The organism is Duganella violaceipulchra (assembly GCF_019166075.1).
Taxonomy (GTDB): domain Bacteria; phylum Pseudomonadota; class Gammaproteobacteria; order Burkholderiales; family Burkholderiaceae_D; genus Rugamonas; species Rugamonas violaceipulchra.
The window spans coordinates 1-21,303 of record NZ_JAHTGR010000001.1 but is presented as its reverse complement, the minus strand read 5'-3'; the positions used below and the strand labels follow the sequence as shown (position 1 = coordinate 21,303).

15 protein-coding genes are annotated in these 21,303 nt (G+C 63.2%); 9 read left to right on the top strand and 6 right to left on the bottom strand.

Annotation, left to right across the window (positions count from 1 at the left end):
- Nucleotide 1 precedes the first annotated feature (1 nt).
- From tssF to KVP70_RS00060, 4 genes are read left to right on the top strand one after another with little or no spacing between them, the layout of a single operon-like run.
- Nucleotides 2-1,846 (top strand): type VI secretion system baseplate subunit TssF, encoded by a 1,845-nt coding sequence (gene tssF / locus KVP70_RS00075; RefSeq protein WP_217939998.1) that lies wholly within the window; start codon nucleotides 2-4, stop codon nucleotides 1,844-1,846.
- Nucleotides 1,810-2,892 (top strand): type VI secretion system baseplate subunit TssG, encoded by a 1,083-nt coding sequence (gene tssG, locus KVP70_RS00070; protein WP_217939997.1) that lies wholly within the window; start codon nucleotides 1,810-1,812, stop codon nucleotides 2,890-2,892. Before tssF ends, tssG begins: the two co-directional genes overlap by 37 nt.
- 17 nt (nucleotides 2,893-2,909) lie before the next feature.
- Nucleotides 2,910-5,567 carry a type VI secretion system ATPase TssH gene (gene tssH, locus KVP70_RS00065; RefSeq protein WP_217939996.1) on the top strand — a complete coding sequence of 886 codons (2,658 nt, stop codon included), beginning with the start codon at nucleotides 2,910-2,912 and terminating at the stop codon, nucleotides 5,565-5,567.
- A gap of 14 nt (nucleotides 5,568-5,581) precedes the next feature.
- A complete protein-coding gene (locus KVP70_RS00060; protein WP_229224485.1) occupies nucleotides 5,582-6,259 on the top strand; it encodes a hypothetical protein in 678 nt (225 codons plus the stop codon).
- 3 nt (nucleotides 6,260-6,262) lie between these two features.
- On the opposite strand, the gene tssA is transcribed toward KVP70_RS00060, so the two are convergent.
- Genes tssA through KVP70_RS00030 form a run of 6 tightly spaced genes read right to left on the bottom strand, consistent with a single transcriptional unit; the run spans nucleotide 6,263 to nucleotide 15,276 of the window.
- On the bottom strand, nucleotides 6,263-7,297 hold the full coding sequence (tssA, locus tag KVP70_RS00055; RefSeq protein WP_217939994.1) for a type VI secretion system protein TssA: 1,035 nt from the start codon (nucleotides 7,295-7,297) through the stop codon (nucleotides 6,263-6,265).
- Between the two features lie 16 nt (nucleotides 7,298-7,313).
- Nucleotides 7,314-8,114 (bottom strand): OmpA family protein, encoded by an 801-nt coding sequence (locus tag KVP70_RS00050; RefSeq protein WP_217939993.1) that lies wholly within the window; start codon nucleotides 8,112-8,114, stop codon nucleotides 7,314-7,316.
- Nucleotides 8,115-8,116: 2 nt separating this feature from the next.
- A complete protein-coding gene (gene tagF, locus KVP70_RS00045) occupies nucleotides 8,117-9,103 on the bottom strand; it encodes a type VI secretion system-associated protein TagF (protein ID WP_217939992.1) in 987 nt (328 codons plus the stop codon).
- Nucleotides 9,100-12,984, bottom strand: coding sequence for a type VI secretion system membrane subunit TssM (tssM, locus tag KVP70_RS00040; RefSeq protein ID WP_217940481.1), 3,885 nt, complete (start codon nucleotides 12,982-12,984; stop codon nucleotides 9,100-9,102). The genes tagF and tssM overlap by 4 nt, the downstream gene beginning before the upstream one ends.
- A 32-nt stretch (nucleotides 12,985-13,016) precedes the next feature.
- Entirely contained in the window at nucleotides 13,017-14,399 is a 1,383-nt protein-coding gene (locus tag KVP70_RS00035) for a hypothetical protein (RefSeq protein ID WP_229224484.1), read from the bottom strand.
- Nucleotides 14,400-14,436: 37 nt separating this feature from the next.
- A complete protein-coding gene (locus KVP70_RS00030; protein ID WP_217939990.1) occupies nucleotides 14,437-15,276 on the bottom strand; it encodes a M15 family metallopeptidase in 840 nt (279 codons plus the stop codon).
- Nucleotides 15,277-15,650: 374 nt separating this feature from the next.
- Here KVP70_RS00030 and KVP70_RS00025 point away from each other — a divergent pair, with 374 nt between their 5' ends.
- From KVP70_RS00025 to KVP70_RS00005, 5 genes are all read left to right on the top strand, one after another.
- Entirely contained in the window at nucleotides 15,651-16,316 is a 666-nt protein-coding gene (locus KVP70_RS00025; RefSeq protein WP_229224483.1) for a hypothetical protein, read from the top strand.
- The gene (locus KVP70_RS00020) at nucleotides 16,313-19,180 is read left to right on the top strand and encodes a type VI secretion system Vgr family protein (protein ID WP_217939988.1); all 2,868 of its coding nucleotides are present in this window, start codon (nucleotides 16,313-16,315) and stop codon (nucleotides 19,178-19,180) included. The genes KVP70_RS00025 and KVP70_RS00020 overlap by 4 nt, the downstream gene beginning before the upstream one ends.
- A gap of 3 nt (nucleotides 19,181-19,183) precedes the next feature.
- Nucleotides 19,184-20,011, top strand: a complete 828-nt coding sequence (locus KVP70_RS00015; RefSeq protein WP_217939987.1) for a DUF4123 domain-containing protein — start codon at nucleotides 19,184-19,186, stop codon at nucleotides 20,009-20,011.
- Nucleotides 20,012-20,015: 4 nt separating this feature from the next.
- A complete protein-coding gene (locus KVP70_RS00010; RefSeq protein ID WP_217939986.1) occupies nucleotides 20,016-20,789 on the top strand; it encodes a DUF3304 domain-containing protein in 774 nt (257 codons plus the stop codon).
- Nucleotides 20,790-20,852: 63 nt separating this feature from the next.
- The coding region (locus KVP70_RS00005; protein ID WP_217939985.1) for a DUF3304 domain-containing protein at nucleotides 20,853-21,303 on the top strand (451 nt) is incomplete at its 3' end.

The window sequence follows — 21,303 nt, the reverse complement described above, 5'->3', positions numbered from 1 at the left end:
GTTGGACCAATTATTACCGTATTACGAAAGGGAGCTGGGATTCCTGCGCCGCTATTCGCGCGAATTCTCTGAACGCTACCCAAAAATCGCCGGCCGGCTGCTGATCGGCGGCGAGGTGTGCGAAGACCCGCACATCGAACGCATGATCGAATCGTTCGCGCTGCTTAATTCGCGCATCGCCAAACGGCTCGACGACGACTATCCAGAATTTACCGAAGCACTGTTCGAGGTGCTGTATCCGCATTATCTGCGGCCGTTTCCTTCGTGTTCGATCGCGCGCATGGACTTCAGCGGCGCCGCGGCGCAGCTGACCACCGCCAGCGAGATCCCGCGCGGCACCCAGCTGACCACGCGCCCGGTGCGCGGCGCCGTATGCACCTTCCGCACTGCGTATCCGGTGACGGTCGCGCCGCTGGCGCTGACGCAGGCGGCCTTCGCCGCCATCATCGATGCGCCGGAAGCGACGCGCACACCGCCCAATGTCACCTCCAGCATCAGCCTGACCATCTCCAGCACCTCGGCCCAGGTCGCGGTGCCGCAGCTTGGGTTGTCCAAGCTGCGCGTGTTCATCGACGGCGAGCCGTCCTTCTGCGCTGCGCTGCGCGATGCGCTGTTCATGCGCGGCGTGTGCGCCTATGTGGAAGCGGACGGCAATGGCCGCTGGATACCGCTGCATAAGATCCCGGTGACCCCGGCCGGCTTCGACGAGGAAGATTCGCTGATCGATTTTTCGGCGCGTTCGCACGCGGCCTATCGCCTGTTGACCGAATATTTCTGCTTCCCCGAGAAGTTTAACTTCTTCGACATCGACCTGCACGCGCTGGCCGGCGTGCTACCTGCCGGTTGCAAATCGGTGACGCTGCACCTGGCCTTGTCCGGCATGCGCACCGATTCCAACACCGCCCGCATGCTCGGCACGCTGAACATCAACAATCTGCTATTGGGCTGCACGCCGGTGGTCAACCTGTTCCGCCAGCGCGGCGAACCTATCCGCCTGACGCACACCACCGCCAGCTATCCGGTGCTGGCAGACGCGCGCCGTGCGTTCGCTTACGAGGTGCAGTCCATCGATTCCGTTAAGCTGGTGCGGCAAACGCCGCAAGGCGAATCGGTGCTGGAGTTCCGCCCGTTCTACTCGCTGCGCCACGGCCAGACGCCGGAAAAAAATGGCCACTACTGGGTCATGCGGCGCGATGACATCATCGCCGAGAAAAGCCCAGGCTACGAAACGCTGATCTCCATCGTCGACATCGACTTCGATCCGGCCGAGGTGGAGACCGACACCCTGAGCCTGGAACTGAGCTGCACCAATCGCGATTTACCGGCTTCGTTGAGCTACGGTCAGCGCGGCGGCGACCTGTTCCTGGAAGGTGGTTCCAGCGTGCGCGCCATCAGCTTCCTGCGCAAGCCGACGTCCTCGCATCGCTTCGAGCGTGGCCGCGGCGCGCACTGGCGCCTGATTTCGCACCTGTCGCTGAACCATTTGTCGCTGTCGGACGGCGGTCTGGATGCCTTCCGCGAGATGCTGACGCTGTACGACCTGCCACGCTCACCGTCGTCGCAGCGGCAGATCGGCGGCATCCTGGCGGTGGCGCACAAGGCTGCCAATACCTGGCTGCCGGGGAATCCGTTCGCCTGCCTGGTGCGCGGCATCGAGGTGCGCCTGACCATCGACGAGGAAGCCTTCGTCGGTAGCGGCATCCACGCTTTCGCCCACATCATCGAGCGCTTCCTCGGCCTGTACGTGCACGCCAACAGCTTCACCCAACTGGTGATCGTATCGAATAAAACTGGAGAGGAGCTGTTGCGATGCACGCCACGAAGCGGCGATTTGAGCCTGCTGTAATCGAGCGGCTGTTCGCGCAGCCGTACCGGTTCGAGTATTTCCAGGCCGTGCGCATGCTGGAGCTGTGGCTCAAGCGCCACGGCGCGCCGGGCGAGGGCGCTGTCGCCAACTACCTGCGCTTCCAGAATTCGACCTCGCTCAACTTCCCGGCCAGCCAGCTGGAAGCGATGCAGCCGGAACCACGCGAAGTGCCGACCGACGCCCGCTCGCTGGCGGAGGCGCTGCAATCGACGCAACTGAAGTATATCCGCATCACGCCGGCCTTCATGGGTTTTCTGGGCACCAGCGGCACGCTGCCGGCGCACTACACGGAGCGCATCGCCGCGCACGCGCTGTACGAAAAGGACGACGGCCCGCGCGCCTTCCTGGATACCTTCTCCAACCGCGCGCTGGCCCTGTTCTACGAGGCCTGGCGAAAATACCGTCTGGAGCTGACGTATCAGGTCGACGGCAAGGACACCTTCCTGCCGCTGTTGCTGTCCCTGGCCGGCATGGGCAACGAGTCGCTGCGCCGGCGCCTGTCGGACGACGGGGATGGCGTGCTCGATGAGTCGATCGGCTACTTCGCCACCGCCATGCGCCAGCGTCCTGCTTCGGCGGTGCAGATTGCGAAGGTGCTGTCGGAGTATTTCAACCAGAAGATCAAGGCCGAGCAGTTCATCGGCTGCTGGTACGACGTGCCGCAAGAGCAGCAGACAGTGCTTGGCCTGGGCAACGCCATGCTGGGCGCCGGCGCCATGGCCGGCTCGCGCGTGTGGCAGCGCGATTTGCGATTGCGGTTGGTGATAGGCCCGCTGGACCTGGAAGGCTACGAATCCTTCCTGCCCGGCGGTAAAGCGGCGAAGGCGCTGGAAACCATGTTGACCATGTTTACCGGCCTCTCGTTGGAGTACGAGGTGCAGCTGGTGCTGCGCGCGGCCGACGTGCAAGGGGCGCGGCTGGAGGATGATCGCGTTGGCGGACGACTGGGGTGGGACAGCTTCCTTGTCACCGACGTCCAGACGCAAGACCGCGCCGATGTGCGCTATGAGATTCATACAGTATAAAAAATAAAGGAACCATCATGAGCATCAATCTGAAAACACTGATCGGAAAACTGAACGACACCAGCCGCACGGCAGCCACCCGCGCCGCCAGCCTGTGCGTCTCGCTGGGCCAGTACGAGGTTGACATCGAACACCTGTTTCTGGCGCTGCTGGAACAGCCCAAGAGCGATTTCGTCGTCATCGCGCGGCAGAGCGGTATCAGTGTCAGCATGTTGGAAGCCGATTTGCAGGCGGAGGTCGCGCGCCTGAAAGCGGGCAATTCCCGCACGCCGGTGTTCTCGGAGCACTTGCCCAAGTTGTTTGAGCATGCGTGGCTGATCGCGTCGCTGGACCTGCAAGCGGGCCAGCAGGCCAAGATCCGCAGCGGCCACTTGCTGCAGGCGCTGTTGACGGAGCCGGAGCTGGCGCAGCTGGCCTATCGCGGTTCCAAGCTGTTTGCGAAATTCGAAGTGGACCAGATCAAGCACAACCTGGACAAGCTGACCGCCGGCTCGGACGAAGCGGTGGCGGCCACGCAGGGCGGCGAGCACGAAGAGCTGGATGGTGACCCGGTCGGCGATCTGTCGGCCAAGACCGCGACCAAAACGCCTGCGCTGGACCAGTTCACCACCAACCTGACGCAGCGCGCGCGCGACGGCAAGGTCGATCCGGTGATCGGCCGTGATATGGAAATCCGCCAGGCCATCGACATCCTGATGCGCCGCCGCCAGAACAACCCGATCCTGACCGGCGAGGCCGGTGTCGGCAAGACCGCCGTGGTGGAAGGTCTGGCGCTGCGCATTGCGCTGAACGACGTGCCGGACGTGCTGAAGGGCGTGGAGATCCACACGCTGGATATGGGCCTGCTGCAAGCCGGCGCCAGCGTCAAGGGCGAGTTCGAGAACCGCTTGAAGAACGTCATCGATGAAGTGAAAAAAAGCCCGCACGCCATCATCCTGTTCATCGACGAAGCGCATACGATGATCGGCGCCGGCGGTCAGGCCGGCCAGAACGACGCGGCCAACCTGCTGAAGCCAGCGCTGGCGCGCGGAGAACTGCGCACCATCGCCGCCACCACCTGGGGCGAGTACAAGAAGTATTTTGAAAAGGACGCCGCATTGGCGCGCCGCTTCCAGGTCGTCAAGGTCGAGGAGCCGAGCGAGGAACTGGCTTGCGCCATGTTGCGCGGCATGGCGCCGCTGATGGAAAAACACTTCGGCGTGCGCGTGTACGACGAGGCGATCACCGAGGCGGTGCGCCTGTCGCATCGTTACATCATGGGCCGCCAGCTGCCGGACAAGGCGATCAGCGTGCTCGATACCGCTTGCGCGAAAGTAGCGCTGGGCCAGAACGCCACGCCTGCTCTGATCGAAAACCTGGCGCGCAAGTTGGAACGCATTGCTGCGGAATCGGTATCGCTGCAACGTGAGCAGAACACCGGCGGCAGTGCGCACGTCGCGCGTCTGGCGGAGCTGGAGGCGGGCCGTGTGGCCGCCGCCGCGCAGCATGCCGAGTTGTCCGCACGCTGGGAGAAGGAGAAGGCGCTGACGGAGCAGATCAAGGCAGGACGCGTGGTGCTGGAGGCCGGCGGCGAGGGTGGCGCAGGCCAGGGCAAGGATTTGCAGGCACTGCAAACGGAACTGAAGTCGCTGCAAGGCGAAACGCCTATGGTGCCGGTGCAGGTGGATGGTCATGTGGTGGCGGAGATTGTCGCCGGTTGGACCGGTATCCCGCTGGGCAAGATGGTCAAGGACGAGATCAAGACGGTGCTGAACCTGAAGCCGATGCTGGAGCAGCGCGTGCTGGGCCAGCCGCATGCGATCGAAGCGGTGGCGCAGCGCGTGCGCACCTCGCGCGCCAATCTGGACGATCCGAACAAGCCCAAGGGCGTGTTCCTGTTCGTCGGTCCATCCGGCATCGGCAAGACCGAAACCGCGCTGGCGCTGGCCGATGTGCTGTATGGAGGCGAGCGCAAACTCATCACCATCAACATGAGCGAATACCAGGAGGCGCACAGCGTCTCCGGCCTGAAAGGTTCGCCACCCGGCTATGTGGGCTACGGCGAAGGCGGCGTATTGACCGAGGCCGTGCGCCGCAACCCGTACAGCGTGGTGCTGCTCGATGAAGTGGAAAAGGCCCACCCTGACGTGATGGAGCTGTTCTTCCAGGTGTTCGACAAGGGCGTGATGGACGATGCGGAAGGCCGCGAGATCGACTTCAAGAACACCATCATCATCCTGACCTCGAACGTGGCGTCGGCCGCGATGATGCAGGCCTGCCTGAACAAGACCGGCGACGAGCTGCCCGATCCTGCGGCGCTGGAAGAGTTGATTCGTCCGCACCTGATGAAGCAGTTCAAGCCGGCCTTCCTGGGCCGCCTGAAGGTGATCCCGTACTACCCGATTCCCGACGATGTGCTGGTGGAGATCATCAAGCTCAAACTTGGCAAGATCCAGCAGCGTATCAGCGTCAATCACAAGGCGGAGTTCAGCTACGACGAGGCCTTGGTCGAAGCGGTGCTGGCGCGTTGCACAGAAGTCGATTCCGGCGCCCGCAATGTCGACAATATCGTCAACGGCACGCTGCTGCCGGAGGTGGCCGAATCCGTGTTGACCAAGATGGCCGAAGGCGCCGCGATCAGCAAGATCAAGGTCAGCGCCAACAAGCAGGGACAGTTTAAATACACCGTTAAATGAGGAGAATGATGACTATGAAGCGCCACGCCACTATTGCGATCTTGATGTCTACGTTGATCTTGAGCGCATGCCACAAAAAGGACAAGCAGGAAGAGACACCGGTCGCCGCTGCGCCAGCGCCGGCGGCCGCTCCTGCCGCACCGGCGCCAGCAGCCACGCAACCAACCGAGCAGCAGGAGGAGATGGCGAAAAAGCAGGCCCTGCTCGATTACGGCACGATGGAAGACAAGTACCTGAATGACCCTAAAGGGCAGTGGGCAACGGCAGCGAAGGCCAGTACGACCTTTGGCGACGACGACGGCAAGGAGCCGTCGGAAGTCAACGTAGCCAAGAACGTGGTAGGTCCGTCTGATGACCGCGACTGGACCAACAACAACCAGGACAAGGGATTCGACTGGCTGGAACTGGGCTATGCCAAGCCGGTCAACGCAACCGAGGTGCGGGTGATCATTCCTAGTGGCGAAGGCGTGGAGGCGGTGAACAAGGTGGAGTTGCAGGACACGGATGGCAAATGGAACACCATCTGGACCGGCATCAGTGAGGTAAAGCAGGACAGGCGCGGAAACCGCACCTGGTTCGTGCGCACCTTTGACAAGACGGCCTACAAAGTCAAAGGTGTCAAGATCACGATCGCCAACAACGTCCAGCGCGGCTACAAGAGAGTAGACGCCGTTCAGTTGATCGGCGAGTAGGACTTAGTTAGGAGGCCGCACTCCCAGCATCTCTTCGATGTGGGAGAGCGAGCCTTCGTCCTTGATGACGGAGCGCAGCCAGGTGTGCAGGTCTTGTTCGCCGGCGGTGGCTGCTTTTTCGGCGAAGTAGGAGACCGGGCTATGCGGCTCGGTATCGCGGAAGAACTTCGCTACCGCCCGCAGCTGCGCGATCGCGTGGGTACGATTTCGGATCGGGCCGGAGGCGCCTTCGCGTTGCTGTGGCGCCGCTGCGCCGTTGTCGGCATGCGAAAGCTGCTCGTCGGCTTCGTCGGCTTGCGTTTCGGCGCCATTGGATTTGGCCGCCGCCGGTATCACGTGCAGCATCGATTGCACGGCGTCACGCGCGGCCGAGAAGCCGGGGCTGTCCTGGCCTAGTTTCGCATCCGCCGCTTTCTCCAGTTGTAGCAGCGCGTCCATGCAGTACTGTGCATCCGCGACGAACTTGGCGCAGAACTGCGCGGAGTTGGAGCGCTTGGCCGCTTCCATGTCCGCCAGCTTCGGCGCGCCGGATTGATCGTCGCTGCCAGTGGCCCGCTTGCGGGCGTACTCGAAGTCGATAGTGGAGTAGGCCGTGTTGCGGCCTTCCGTCAGCGGCATCTCGCGGATCAGCGTGCGGGTGCGTGCCAATATCCAGCTTAAATTGCCGATGCGCTGGTCGTTGTCGCCGCCGTCCGCTTCCGGGAACAAGCCCATGTCCCAATACTGCTCGCACAGGCCCGCCAGCAGGCGATATCCTTCGGCCAGGCCGCGCAGGTGATGCTGCTTGGCGGCGGCTTCGGTCAGCCATACGGCCAGGCGCAGGTCCTTGCTCTTTTCCGTCAACAGCGCCGCGCAGCGCTTGACGACGAATTCCCAATCCGCTTCCTTCAACTCCGTCACCCATTCGCCTTGATCCAGCGACGGGTCGTCGTATTTGCGCGCCTGGCCGATGGCGTCCAGGTCGGACGAGAAGGACAGGTCCTCGCCTGACGGGCGGCTGTCGCTGATGGGGATTAATAACTGCTCTGCTGAAAACATGATGTCCTCCGATTGTTTATTGGGCCATGCGGAACTCGATGCGGCGGTTGCGCGCGCGTCCGTCCGCACTGTCGTTGCTGGCGATAGGCCGGTCGGGACCCTGGCCGCTTGCGGTCAGCAGGTCGCCATTCAGGCCGTGGCTGGCGAAGTAGGTTTTGACGGTCTCCGCGCGCGCCTGGCTCAGGCCCAGGTTGGTGGCGCGCAGGCCGGCGCTGTCGGTATGGCCGATGATCTCGACCTTGCGGCCTTTGAGCTTGAGCAGCGCAGCCAGCATCTCATCGAGAATGGCTTTGCCGGCCGGCGTCAGTGTCGCCTTGCCGCTTTCGAATTCGACGGTGCGGTTGGCCAGCGTGGTGTCCAGGATGCTCTGGTCGGCCGCCGATACGCGCAGGCCGTTGTTGACGGTGTAGGTCGGATTGAGGCTGGTGGCGACGGTGCTGGCGATGCGCTGGCGCACCGATTCGTTGGCCACTTCGCCGCGCAGGCTGACGTTGCTGCCGTCGATTTTCAGCTGGCCACGGCTGATCTGCTTGAGGTCAGCGGTGATCAGCTTTTGCACGTAGCCGTTCCAGTTGGCCGGCATGGCGACCGGGCCGATGGCGATCTGGTCGACCACCTTGTCGGCGCCGTAGACTTCGCGCAGCTTGGTCAGGACGGCGGCCTTGCTGCCTTCGTCCGGCACGGTGCCGCTGGCCAGTACCTGGCCCGGCTCCGGCGCGACAGGCGCCAGGCCTGGATTCTGGGCGCTGGCGCCGGCTGCGCTGAGCGCGCACAGGGCGGCCAGCAGGGCGTTGGCGATGGTTTTGTTAGAGCGCATGGTCAGGTTCCGATAAACGCCGCGCCGACGGAATCCAGCGCGGACTTGAGTGATAGGTTGGCTTGCGCCAGATAGGTGGATAGTTTCTTGACGCCGTAGTCGGAATCGATCTGCTCTTCCACCCAATCCAGTTGTTCGAAGTCGATGTGGTGCTCCAGCGCCGTTTGCGGATCCATGATCGCGCGCAGCGTCTGCGCCGAGGCACCGCTGAAGCCCAGCACCAGCGATGGCCGCTGTTCGATGCGCGTGACGAACAGCGCCAGTTCGAAATCGGCGCGTGCCAGGAATGGCGTGATCAGGTGCATCCAGAAGGCTGCCACCAAGTTGCGGTACATCGGATCGGTCGGCAACGGCAGCAGCAGGCTTTTCTCCAGCCGGCTGGAACTGCTGGCCATCACTGGTTGCAGCAGCATGCCCAGGGCCAGCAGGATCTGCCGCACCGTGCCTTTGAAGCCGGTCTGCGCCAGCATGGCGTCTAGCGCGCCCACGGTTTGCAGTTCGAGGAAGTCCTCGAAGGCGGCATCGTAGGCGGCCGAACGCAGATCGAGTTCGATCATGTGATTGGCGGCGCTTTGCAGCGGCAGCGTGGGGTCGCTCGCTTCGCGCACGCCGTTGGTCAGCGTTTCTAGGCGGTTCCACAGGCGCGTCAGCACCAGCGGGGAGTTCTCCACGAAGGTGGTCGGCTCGGCCACTTCCATCGCGCCCATCATCAGGAAGGGGTAGCGGCGGTTGGATTGGTCGCTGCTGGCGACGATGTGGCCGGCGATGGCATGCCGGCGGCGCGGCCCGACAAAGGCGAAGTGCAGCGGCGCGACGGCGTCGTAGTTCAGCTTCCAGCGGGCGTCGGTGCTCATCAGGTCCATCGCCTGCGACAACCAGTCGTCCAGCACCTTGATCAGTGCTGGACTGTCGCTGCCTTTGACGAAGTCGCCCCGGCTTGGAATCTTGCCGAAGTAGCCGACGCTGATGGGCGTGGCGCCGCGGCTCATTGAGCGGCTCCCGAGGTGGCGGCAGCGGTGCGCGATGGCGCGGCCGGCGGCATGGGCGCAGGCGCTCCCGCCGGTGCGGCCGGTGTGACCGGTGCTGCCTTTGGCGCCGGGAGCTGACCGGCGGCGATGATCGATTCCGGCAGGCGCAGGCGTTTGAAGCCTTGCGCCGCTTGCACCGGCTGCGGCGCCGGGGCCTGCGTGGTGGTGACGATCTTCAGGTTGGCGGTGACGACCACGCCGGCGTTGTCCCAGCTCAGTTCAAACACGCCGTTGTCCTTGCGTTTGCGTTTGGCGGCGTCGATCATTTTCTTCAGGCCGAAGTGGCCAGGCTCACTCAGCAGGCTGACGCTGCGGCCTTCCGGCGTGATCGCGGTGATCTTCGAGCCAGGCACGCCTTGCGGATTCGGCCAGGCCATGTGTACCCAAGGCTGCGGCTGGCCGCGCCAGCGCAGCGACTGGCCGTCGATCTCGATGGTGAACTCGGTCGCGCCGACGGCGCCAAGCGCCTGTAAGTCGAACATGGTCTGCGCTTCGCCGCCGCTGGATGCGGCGGTGTTGGCGACGCCGGCCGCCGACAGTGGCGCGATCCAGTTAGGGAAGGCCGCCACCACTGGCGGCGCCAGGTTGACGCCCATGTCGGCCCAGGTCTTGGCGCTCAGCGAGTCGCCGCGACGCACCACCAACGGTCCGATGGTGGTGTTGAAGAACTTGGCGATGGCGCCATCCGGTCCGAAGATCTCGCCGATTTCGGCGTTGGTGGCCTCCGCGCGCGATTCGGTCGCGAACGGATACTTCAGCGCCAGGTTCTTGCTGAACGGTTGCAGCACCTGCGCGACCCAAACCTTGTTGATTTCGGTCTCGGTCGGCTTGACGATGACGGCGAAGGTCTGCATCAGCGGACGCACGAGCAGAGGGCGGATCGCCAGTTTCTGCGCATCGGTCATCCCGGTCAGCATTTGTTCGTCGACGTATTTGAGGGCGTCGGCCAGTTCGGAACCGCTGCCGTCCAGCGTTTGCTGCATCAGCTGCTTGGCGCCCGGGCCTGGATCGCCCTGGTTCTTGATCTGGTTGAAGCGGGTGCGCAGCTTGGACATCTGCTCCATATAGCCACGCATCAGCGATGCGTCCCGGTCCTTGGTCACCACCAGGCGGGCGACGCCGGAGAACTCGCGGCCCACAGGACCGAGCGGCAGCGCGGCGTTCTGCACATTGCCGGAGCTGCCGACGTTGATGTTGAGCTGCGATGGCTTCTGGCGCAGGATGGTCTCGCGGAACCAGCCGGATACGCCGCGTTGTGCGCGTTGCAGGCCGGCGTCCAGCAGCGACGGGTTATCCCACGAGGTTTGTTCGTAGACCGTGGTGACCAGCTTGTTGATCGGCGAGGTTTGCGGATCGCCCAGGCGGTTCATCGCGGCGGCGGCGTTGTCGAAGCCTTCCAGGTCGCGGATGGTGACGCCCTGAATGAACTTCTCCCATTCCTTGGCGTAGTCGTTCTTGTACAGCTCCACCAGCGATTTCTGGATCTGTTCCGGGCTGCCTTCCAGCGTCAGGTCGTCCTTGGAGGAGGTCTTCAGCACCCAGTCGGCGCTTTGCATTTCGCGGTTGGCGGCGTCGCGGAAGGCTTCCTGTACGAAGCCTTCCCATGCCTGGCGGGTGAAGCTGCCGGGAATGGCGTAGCTGCCCAGTACCAGTTCCTTGTCCTGGTCGCCGACGATGCGGGCCACGGTCATCGATGGGAAGCGGGTTGCGGCGCGGGCCTTGACGTCGGCGTAGACACGCTCGCGCGCCGGCATGCCGCGCACCACGCGGAGCAGGTTGTCGCGGGTCTGGTCGACCAGCGCCAGTTTGCCGTCGATCTGCGGCCACGACGTATCGTTGATCTGCGCCAGGTAGAAGGAGATCATGCGTTCGGCGCTGCGTATCATCTGCTCGCGCGGCATGGCGCCACGGTTCCCGTCCAGCCAGACGCGCCAGAAGCGGGTCAGCTGGTCGTTCAGGTGGCCGGCTTCGGCGCGCGACTTATCGTTGAGCATCAGGTAGGTTTTCAGCGCGTTGTAGGCGTCTTCCGCGTTGGCGGGAGAGGCGTCCTTGAACTGGGTGGCGCCGTTGTTGACCGGGGCGGCGGACGCGCTGGCGTCGGTCGCTACGCCGCCGGCTGCGGCGGTGACCGCCGCCGTCACCGGTTTGGCCATCGGTTGCAGCTGCGCGGCGCCGCTGTTGACTTCCGCGAGGAAGGCTTCCAGCGACTGGCCCACTGGCTTGAGCATGACTTCACGCACGCCGGCGAAGTATTCCTCGCGCAGTTTGCGGTCCAGCAGGTCGCCCTGGTACAGGCCCAGGCCCAGCGACAGCGGGCGGTGGTCACGGTAGCTATCCAGCTGTTCGATGCGGTCCTGCAGGATCTCCAGCGCCTGGAAGCGCGATTGCAGGTCCATACGGTTCTGCTGCACCTTGATGGCCTGGTCCAGGTCCGCCTGGACGTTGGCGACCAGCTGGCGGTTGTTCATGTACGACCAGCTCCAGCCGGCCAGCGCCAGGCCGACGAAGGCGGTGGCGGCGAAGAAGGCGGCGTAGCGCATGCGCGTCTTGGCCGGGCTGGCGTATTGGGCGACCAGGTCCTTGTCCGCGAAGATCACCTTGCGGAACAGGTTAAGCAGGAAGTAGCCTTGCTGCTGGTGGCTTTCTTCGTGCTCCTGCGGTTGCAGTTTCAGGTCGAAGCGTTGGGCCACGCGGTGCGAGGAAGCGGAGACCGATTCGCCTTCCTGCAGGGCGCTGGTGAAGTAGAAACCACGGAATACGGGCTTGAACTGGAATGGATTTTCTTCAAACAGCGTGGCGATGAAGGCGCGCAGCGACGGCTTGATCGAGCTGAATTCCAGCGGGAAGGTGAACACGCCGGAGGGCATGCGTTCGCGCCACTGCAGCGCCATATTGGCCTGGCTTAGATCCTTGAGGCCGTCGTACAGTTCATCGAAGCGGGCGTCGAACTGGTCGAGTATCTGTTCGCTGGTGGTGGACTGGCTGTAGGGCAGGGTGGCGCCCCAGATCTTATCGCGTTCGCCACGTTCGGCGTCCTGGAAGAATTCGTTGAAGCCGGTGATCAGGTCGGCCTTGGTGAAGACCACGTACACCGGCGCATGCACTTCGAGGCGCTCGGTCAGTTCCTGCACGCGCTGGCGCAGGTTCTTGGCCAGGTTGATGGCGAATTCCGGACGGTTGCGCGTCAGTTCGGCGATGCTGACGGCGATGATGACGCCGTTGATCGGCGCCTTCTTGCGGTATTTTTTTAGCAGGTCGAGGAAGCCAAACCATTCGCCACGGTCTTCGTCGACGACCGAGTAGCGGCCCGCCGTGTCGAGCAGGATGCCGTCGGTGGTGAAGAACCAGTCGCAGTTGCGGGTGCCGCCCACGCCTTGCACGATCTTGGTGTCGGCGAACGGGAACTGCAGGCCTGAGCTGGCGATGGCTGTGCTCTTGCCGGCGGCCGGATTGCCGATCACCATATACCACGGCAGTTCGTACAGCGCGGCGTTGCCGGAGAACTGGCCTATCTTCGAGCCCTTGATGGTGGAGATGGCGTCCAGCAGGCGCTTGCGGATCACGTCCGTCTCCTGGCGCTGGGCCGGATCGGGTTTGGCGGGCGACTTGTTGACCTGCTGTTCCAGCATGTCGCCCAGTTGCGCGGCGGCGCGCTGGCGGCGCTGGCGGCGCCACAGCCAGACGACGGCGCCGAACAGCAGCGCAATTGCCAGCACGGTCCAGGCGACGCTGGCCGGCCACTGGAAGATGGCGGCGGCGATCAGCAAACAGGCGGCGAATGCCACCCAGCCGATCACGATCAGGCTGTTGCGGGTCGTCAGGAATTGCCAGGTTTTTTGCATCATGATTGGGGCTCTAGAAAAATTCGTCAAAGTCAAACAGGTACGGCAACGGCGGGGCCGATCACGGCGACGTAGCGCCGGAACGGGTCAAGATTACTGATGCACAGGATCGCGGCGTTGCGGTTCTCGGCTTCCTGCCGCGCCAATGCCAGCGCGGTCAACCAGGTGACGCCGCCGCAACTGCCGCAGCTGGCGCCCACGCTGAGCACATCGACGCCAGGATCGAGTTGCGGCGTCGATGCCGACACCACGCCCATCAGCTCCATGACGCGGCTGGTGCGGTGGTCGGTATCGGCGGCGATCAGGGCGATGGAGGATGCCTCGCGGCCGGCGCCGAGTAGCGCCTTGGCGCTGAGCTCTTGCAGCAGCTCGGCGCTGGAACGTTTGGATGTATCGGCGGAATGTGGCAGCTGGCCGCTGCTCATGGCTAGCAATTGTGGCAGCTCGGCGCCGTACGCCAGCAGCTTGGCCTGGGCGGCGTCGGCCAGCAGCAGGCCGGCGGCGCCCTCGCCGGGGATGCGGCCTTGCGGGTGGTTGGGGTTGAATAGCGCGGTGGCGTTGTCCATGCTCTCGACGCTGTCGGCGCCGATGTGGGAGCCGCAGGCCACAACCAGCGCCAACGCCGGCGGCTCGTTCGATAGCAGCCGTGCCAGCACGGTGCCGGCTTCGGTGTCGGCCGCGCCCCGTTCGGGGGCGGCCGTGATGCGGTCTTCCGGCCATCCAGCCTGGATCGCCAGGTGCCGGAACCACAGCGTGGTGGCCTGGCGCTGCTCGGGTTTCCATTCGGGCGGCCATACAGGATGCAGTTGCAGCATCGGCAGCGGCGACGGTTCGCGTTGCGCGATGTGGCCGGCGTGAGCCTCGAGCTGGGCGTGGCCGGCCAGGTGGCCGGACAGCTCGGCCACCACTTCGCTGCCGGCGCTCAGTGCGCGCCATTGTTCGTCGCTGAAGTTGGAGGGCAATGCGTTGGTGGTCAGCCAGTCCGACATTTCGGCGCGCAGCACTTCGGTATCGAGGTCGGCGATGCGGGCGCTCATGATCGGGTAGCCATAGGCGTCGATCAGTTCCGGGTCCAGCTCGGGGCGCGGGCTGTCGTCGGCCAGCGTGGCGCTCAGTTCAGCGGGCGATACGCCATGCGGTGCGCGCACGGCGGCTGCCACCAGCGACAGCGATGGTCCGCGCGCCGGTTCCGCCGGCGCTACACTTTGTGCGGCAGCGTCGACGGTGGCCGCGCCAGCTGCGGGAGCGCTGATGGCGCGATAGATTTTTTGGCCCAGCCAGAACACGGCCAGCAGCGCCAGCGGCAGCACCAACAGGTACAGCACCAGGTCGTCGGTGGCCGGCACGCGGTTGTTCGCGCGCCAGTACCAGACGGCGCCCAGCCAACTGGCGCCGAATGCCAGGAGCGTCATCATCAAATTTTTAAGCCATGCCGCCATTTTTAGCTGTACCTTATCGTTTCATCACACCGGGCATGCGCAGTTCCGTGTGCCCGAAGTCCATCATCTTCCATCGTCCGCCCCAGGTCAGGCCCAGCGACTCGGCCACCTCGCCGTAGAGCTGATAGCCGCGCATGGCCCACGGATCCTTTTCCGAGATCACCAGCTTGCCGTCGCGCAGAAACGCGCAGTCGGCGGCCAGGCCGTATTGGTGCCAGCTCTGGAACGCCGCCGCGTTGGTGACGTTCGGCCCCATCGCGGCCAGCTTGTTCTGGCGTTCCGGGCTGCGGTAGCCTTCCAGGATCGCCATGTCGTAGCCGTGCTTCTCCTTCATGATCTTGAAGGCCATCAGCAGCCGCTGCGCATAGGCGGCGTCCATCAAGGCCCAGTCGCGGCTTGCGGAAACCAGCATCGGCCGCTCCAGCGCGACTTCAGCCGAGGCAAACACCAGCGGCGGCAGCGCCTGCGGCGGCACCAGCTGCTCGCCTTGCAGCAGATCGGCGACCTGGGTGTTGACTTCCCGGGTCGAGGTGTCGAAGCCGCTTAGCGTGCTTTTGGAACTCATCAATAGCGCCAGCAGCGGCGGCACGCAGATCAGCGCCGCGCCGCCCAGGCACAACACATAGTGCTGGCGCAGGAAGGAACCGACTTCGCCGGCCGAGGCGCGTCCGGTGCGGCCAAGCGCGCTGGCGTCCTGATGGCGGCGCTGGGCGATCTGGCCCATGCGCTGTTGCAGCCGCTGGCCGGCGCCAGCGATCGCGCTGAGCACGAATTCGCGTCCGGCCGGGAACAGGACCATCCAGCTGATCAAACAGGCAAGTACGAAATAGAGTGCGATTGCCAGTATCAGCACGACAGTTCCTCTCCAGCATAACGTTGCATCATTAGTGTCCTTAAAGCATTGCTTTGAGTATATCTTACAGTTATGACAATCCAGCGCACGATTGAAATCGCCCTATGACACGGCGGAAATCCGGGGTGCGCACGGTTGACTTTGTAAGATGCGTCGCGTTTTCCTTGAATCGCGTAAAGTAATGCGAAATTAACAAGGAGTACATTTTGCAACGTCAAGACGATCGCCCTTCAAAGGGGGGCAGGCCCAGTCTGCTTTCCTCGGAACAGCAAGCGGAGGTGGACCGCCAGCGCATTCTGAGCACGTTGGACAACAAACCGCCTGCGTCCGGGGGCGCCGTGGCGCGCAGTCCAGGCAGGCGTCCTGGCGGTTTATTGGTTTGGGGCACAGTAGGCATTGGCGTGCTGGCGGCGGTGGGCGGCGCGCTGGCCTGGATGAGCAATACGCCTGACGAAGACAGTGTGCCAGTCGCTGTGGTCGCGGCGCCGGCCAAGCCGGTAACCGTTGCGGCTGTGCCGGCCGAGCCCGAAGTGTCGACTGCGGCGATCCTGGAGGAGGCGCCGGTCGTCGCCCCGGTGTCCGAGAAATTGCCGTCGCTGAAGGAAATGCTGGCCGCGCCGGCCAAGCCCAAGTCCGCTCCCGACGAACTGACGCAGGCGTTGGAACGGCCGCAGCCGAAGGCGCCGCAGTTGGCCAAGGCTGAGCGCAAGCCCGAACATAAGACTGAGCACAAGCCCGAACGCAAGGCCGAGCACAAATCCGACAACGTCAAGCTGGCCCAGAAAACGGCGCCGGCCAAGGACAAACCGGCAGCCAAGCAACCGGACAACGACGTTACGCTGATCACCGCGCTGATGGCGCATTTGCAGACCCGTCCGCCGGTCAAGAAGACCAGCACGCCTGCCGAGCAGCTAAAGACCTGCAAGCAATACAACGCCGCCGGCGAAGAGCAGTGTCGCGCGCGCCTGTGCGCGGCCGACGCCAAGAAAGAGCCCGAATGTAAGGCTGCTCCCGGCGCGAAAACCGCATCGAACTCATGAGTGCCGCACTGCTGGAACAAATCACCACCGCCTTGGCGCAATTCTCCAGCGCCACGCGCCTGTACGCGCTGAAGCTGGGTGACGATGACGCCGACCTGGGTGCCGGCGGTCTGCTGGTGGAAGCTTTTTCGGCAGACGACGTGGTGCAGGGCACGGGGGCGCGCGACATCATCGTGCTGTCGACCAACGCGCACGTCGAGCTGGCGACGTTGCTGGGCAAGCCGGCCAGCCTGGATGTGAGCCTGGTGGACGGCAGCCGCACCACCTTCAGCGGCGATATCACGCAGGCAGCCATGCTGGGCAGCGAAGGCGGCCTGGCGCGTTTCCGCTTGCGGCTGACGCCGTGGCTGTGGCGCCTGGGCCAGGTGCGCAACAGCCGCGTTTGGCAGGACAAGACAGTGATCGAGATTGTTGAATCGGTCTTTGACATCTATCGGCCGCTGGCGCAATGGCGCTGGAGCGAAGAGGTCGACAGTTTCCTGGCCGATGTGCCGGCGCGCAGCTATTGCTGCCAGTATCGTGAGTCGGATTACGACTTCGTGCTGCGCCTGCTGACCGAGGAGGGGCTGGTCTGGCGCTTCGAGGAGAGCAAGGACGGCCTGTGCCTGGTGCTGTTCGCCGACAGCAGCCAGCTCAGCGCGGTGCCGGAAGACGCCAGCAGCGAGGCTGGTGGCGGTATCCGCTTCCACGGCGTGCGCGCCGGCGAGCAGCAGGACACCATCCAGGCTTTGCAGGCTCGGCGCAGTGTGTCGGCTACGCTGACCAGCTTGCTCAGCTACGATTACAAGGCCAAGAAAGCCGTCAGCGCCAGTGTGCCGGCCATGCGGCAGTCCGAGAAATTGCCGGCGCTGGAGAGTTTCGACGTGCCCGGCCAATACGCCTATGCGGACGGCGGGTTGGCGCAGCATTACGCCGAATTGCAGATGCAGGGACGGGAAGCGCGCAGCCAGATGTGGCGCGGTCGATCGACGGTGCGTACCATGGCCGCTGGGCGGCGCGTGAATGTCACGCAGGGGCCGCTGGCTTCGGCCGAGGGCGCTGCTGTGCCGGCCTACACTTTGTTGCGCGTGACCAGCGTCGGTGTCAACAACCTGCCGTCGCCGGCGCAGCAGGGTTTGGCCGAGTTGTTTGGCCCCATTCCGGAATTGCTGGAAGAATTGGCGCCGCAACGCGATGCGGACTTTGCGCTGGTGATCGAGCAGGCCCGCAGCACAGGTTACGCCAACAGTTTTGAAGCGGTTGCCAGCGATGTGATCTGGCGTCCGCAACTGCCGGACAGCGATGGCCGCAACCATCCAAAGCCAACCGCTTCGGGCGCGCAAAGCGCGATCGTCGTCGGGGCCGATGGCCTGGACCAGCCGGCCGGCGCCGACGAGCTCCACTGCGACGCGCTGGGCCGCGTGCGCATCCGTTACCACTGGCAGGACAGCGGTGACGCCACCTGCTGGGTGCGCGTCGCGCAGCGTTCGGCTGGCGGCGGCATGGGCAGCCAGTTCCTGCCGCGCGTGGGGCAGGAAGTGCTGGTGCAGTTCATCGAGAATGATATCGACCGGCCCGTCATCCTCGGCGCCTTGTACAACGGCCAGGGCGAGGGCGGTGTGGCGCCAACCCCGGCGGGGCAGGCGGCCGGGGACAGCCGGGCTTCAGTGTTCAATCCAGCCAGCGATCATGCGCCTTCCGCGCAGGGCAATCTGGCGGCGGGCAACAGTCCCTTGTGGCACGGTGCTTCCGCCGATACTGGCGGCCACGGCAACGCGGCGGCGCAGTGGGGCGTGCGCAGCAAGGAGTTTGGCGCGTCCGGCTACAACCAGCTGCTGTTCGACGATACCGACGCGCAGGGGCGCGTGCAGCTGCGCTCGACGCATGCGGCCAGCGAGCTGACGCTGGGTCATCTGATCCACAGCGCCGACAACTATCGCGGCAGTCTGCGCGGGCAGGGCGCCGAGCTGCGCACCGATGCGTATGGCGTCGTGCGCGCGGCTGGTGGCTTGCTGGTGTCGAGCTATGCGATCAGCCACAGTGCCAGCGAGCGAGAGCCGATGGGCGACAACACGGCCGGCATCGCGCTGCTGAAGCAGGCGGTACAACTGGGGCAGACGTTCAGCGACGCGGCCAAGACGCATGAGACGGTTGCGTTGGCCTCGCACATCGGCGCCACCAAGGCCGATGAGAGCGCGCTGGACGACAAGTCCGCGCCGTTGAAGGCGATGCTGGCGGCGGCGTCGGGCATGGTGGGTAATGCCAGCCTGGGTGCCGCCAAGGCTGATGCCGGCAAAAAGAATACCGCACCCGGTGATGATCAATTGCCGCATGCCAGTTCGCCGATCATCGCTATCAGCGGCAAGGGCGGCCTGAGCGCGACCGCAGGTCAGGCTATGCAGATGTCCAACGGCGAAACGATTGCCCTGATGAGTGGCGCTGACAGCCAATTTGTCAGCGGCGGCCAACTGCGCGTGCAAACACGACAGGCGATTGGCGTATTGGGCGGTGCGGTCAAAGCCGGTGAGAATAATATCGGAGTACAGATGATTGCCGCCAAGGATGCCATCGATATCCAGGCGCAAGCGGATGTGCTGAAGGTGCAGGCGCGTGATGAGGTCAATCTTGTCAGCGCCAACGCGTTTGTCGACTGGGCCGCTGCCAAAAGCATCACGCTGTCGACTGCTGGCGGCGCCAACATCACCATCGATGGTGGCAATATCACGGTGCAGTGTCCAGGCAAGATTACGATTCATGCGGGGACCAAGAATTTTTCTGGGCCAGCGAAAATGCCGTATCCAATGCCGGGCCTGCCAAACAGTATCTGCGTTGAGTGCCTGAAAAAGTCACTTGCCGCAGGGTCTGCCTTTACGGTTGTTGAATAAAATATGCTTATCGATACTTACCATGAAGACTGGCTAACTGACTTGCATGAACGGGCAAGCCAGCTTGACGAGCATGCCCAAATCTACCTCTTGATCGATGGCGTGTTTGTCCCCGGACTGTATCGTCAAGTTCGGAAGGCGGTACCGGCAATGGAGATGACGCTGCTGTTTGAGACCCTGCCTTCTTGCTCTGACAAGGTGCGCGACGTGTCGCCATTTCTAGTGCGGTACGACGCAACGCTGAGTGGTCTCGAAAAAATATTGGGCCATTGCAGTGGCTCGCCGATGGTTAGCGCAGTCGAGACCAAGGAGACACTGGAGCAGTTGACGGAACGATTGGCCGCCTGGTGTGTGATCTACTCGGACGGGCAAAGGTTTAATTTCCGCTTTCCGGATACTCGCCGGCTGCCGGGGATTTTCTCTGCCCTGCGTGCCGATCAACGGGCACAACTGGCCGGACCGGCAACGCGATGGGCGTATATCGATCGCGAAGGGGGATGGAAGGAGTTGCCTGTTCCAATGTTGGATGGACCTGTTGCCCAGGGGCGGCCCGAGCTTGATGACGGGCAGTTCGGGATGATGGTCAGCGATAACGAGGTCGAATCCATGCTGGTTCGTATCTCTCGCCGCCAGCATTTGCCTGATGCGAAGCCGTCCCATTTGCACGCTACGATTTCCCAGGCGTTGCGTATCGCAGAGACGCAGACGCTGGATGATAATTTGCTGATCGATTGGTGTGAGGAGTGTCTGATACATTCCGTGTTGCCGGATGAGATAGTGATGGCTAAAAGAATGATCGAGTGGCGGCACAGTGTTGCCGCTATTGAATAGGGATGTGAAAGACATAAAGCCGACAAATCAGTGCGTGTTGCGCGGTTCCAGAAGCTTGCTGGTGACGGGCCTGTTTGCGTTGCCTGCGATCGGCCTGTGCGGGAATGGAACTGTGCCTGTCAGTATTCACGGAGTGAACTATAGTGGCGACGACTTTTCTTACGTCGTTGAAGACGCACTGGACAGTTCGAACAAAGGTGGTGGGGAGAGTATCGGCCCCTACGAGGCTGGTGGAATTATGTGCTGCTACAGGCTTCCGCAGACATGGCGTCGCGGCGTTCAGATCAAAGTACATACAGTCCACAGCGCCCGGCTTTCGCCCGATAAAGCGGGGCCAGAGATCGCTGAAACCAAGGTCGTCGAAGTGCCAGAGTATGTCGATGGTAAGGCCGGCGAGTTATGGGTGGTGCGTGCCGCCGATGGCTCGTTGAGCGTAATCTCCAGCGATTTTCAGCCGGATCATGCCAAATGGCCTGGCGCCGTCAAGGGATGGCCGGTGCCGTCTTTGGAGTATCGACGGCAGCGATGGGGGCAGTATATGAAGCTGGCGCAAGACGCGCTTGATACCGCCAACGAGGCTTTGGATGAGTTGAAAAATTCCCCTGCGGAATTACTTCTCGAGTCATGGGATGTCGATCGAAAATATCATGCGAAGTTGGTGGAAGGATTCAGCGGTCCTGAAGATGTGAGTTATCTTGAATTCGTTCGGAAAAAATTTGAGAAGATGAAACACAATTCTGAGGAAAAGGTTCGACAGGTGCAGGAACGTCGGCCATGAGCGCCCGCCTATGTTCGTGACATTGAGATGGTAAGGTTAAAGGAATGATCGAGTGGCGACAAAGTGTCGTTGCTGTTGAAAAGAAATGGGAAATACATGAAGTCGACAACTCAGCGCGTGCTGCGCGCTTCCAGACGATTGCTGGCGACAAGTCTGTTCGTGCTGCCGGTGATCGGCCTGTGCGGGAATGGAACTGTGCCTGTCGGTATTCACGCAGTGAACTACAGTGGCGACGACTTTTCTTACGTCGTCGAAGATCCTCTGGACAGCCGGAATAAAGGTGGAGGGGAGAGTATCGGGCCGTATGAGGCTGGCGGGACTATGTGTTGCTATAGTCTTCCGCAGATATGGCGTCCCGGCATTCAGATCAAGGTGCAAGCTGTCCATAGCGCCCGGCTTTCGCCCGATAAAGCGGGGCCGGAAATCGCTGAAACCAAGATCGTCGAAGTGCCTGAGTATGTCAATGGCAAGGCAGGGGAGTTATGGGTGGTTCGTGCCGCCGATGGTTCGTTAA

Coding starts and splice junctions, on each gene's coding strand:
- KVP70_RS00035 (WP_229224484.1), bottom strand. CDS start 14,399: ATGATGACGCTCCTGGCATTCGGCGCCAGTTGGCTGGGCGCCGTCTGG.
- tssA (WP_217939994.1), bottom strand. CDS start 7,297: ATGTTTTCAGCAGAGCAGTTATTAATCCCCATCAGCGACAGCCGCCCG.
- tssM (WP_217940481.1), bottom strand. CDS start 12,984: ATGCAAAAAACCTGGCAATTCCTGACGACCCGCAACAGCCTGATCGTG.
- KVP70_RS00020 (WP_217939988.1), top strand. CDS start 16,313: ATGAGTGCCGCACTGCTGGAACAAATCACCACCGCCTTGGCGCAATTC.
- KVP70_RS00050 (WP_217939993.1), bottom strand. CDS start 8,114: ATGCGCTCTAACAAAACCATCGCCAACGCCCTGCTGGCCGCCCTGTGC.
- tssG (WP_217939997.1), top strand. CDS start 1,810: ATGCACGCCACGAAGCGGCGATTTGAGCCTGCTGTAATCGAGCGGCTG.
- KVP70_RS00060 (WP_229224485.1), top strand. CDS start 5,582: ATGAAGCGCCACGCCACTATTGCGATCTTGATGTCTACGTTGATCTTG.
- tssH (WP_217939996.1), top strand. CDS start 2,910: ATGAGCATCAATCTGAAAACACTGATCGGAAAACTGAACGACACCAGC.
- tagF (WP_217939992.1), bottom strand. CDS start 9,103: ATGAGCCGCGGCGCCACGCCCATCAGCGTCGGCTACTTCGGCAAGATT.
- KVP70_RS00015 (WP_217939987.1), top strand. CDS start 19,184: ATGCTTATCGATACTTACCATGAAGACTGGCTAACTGACTTGCATGAA.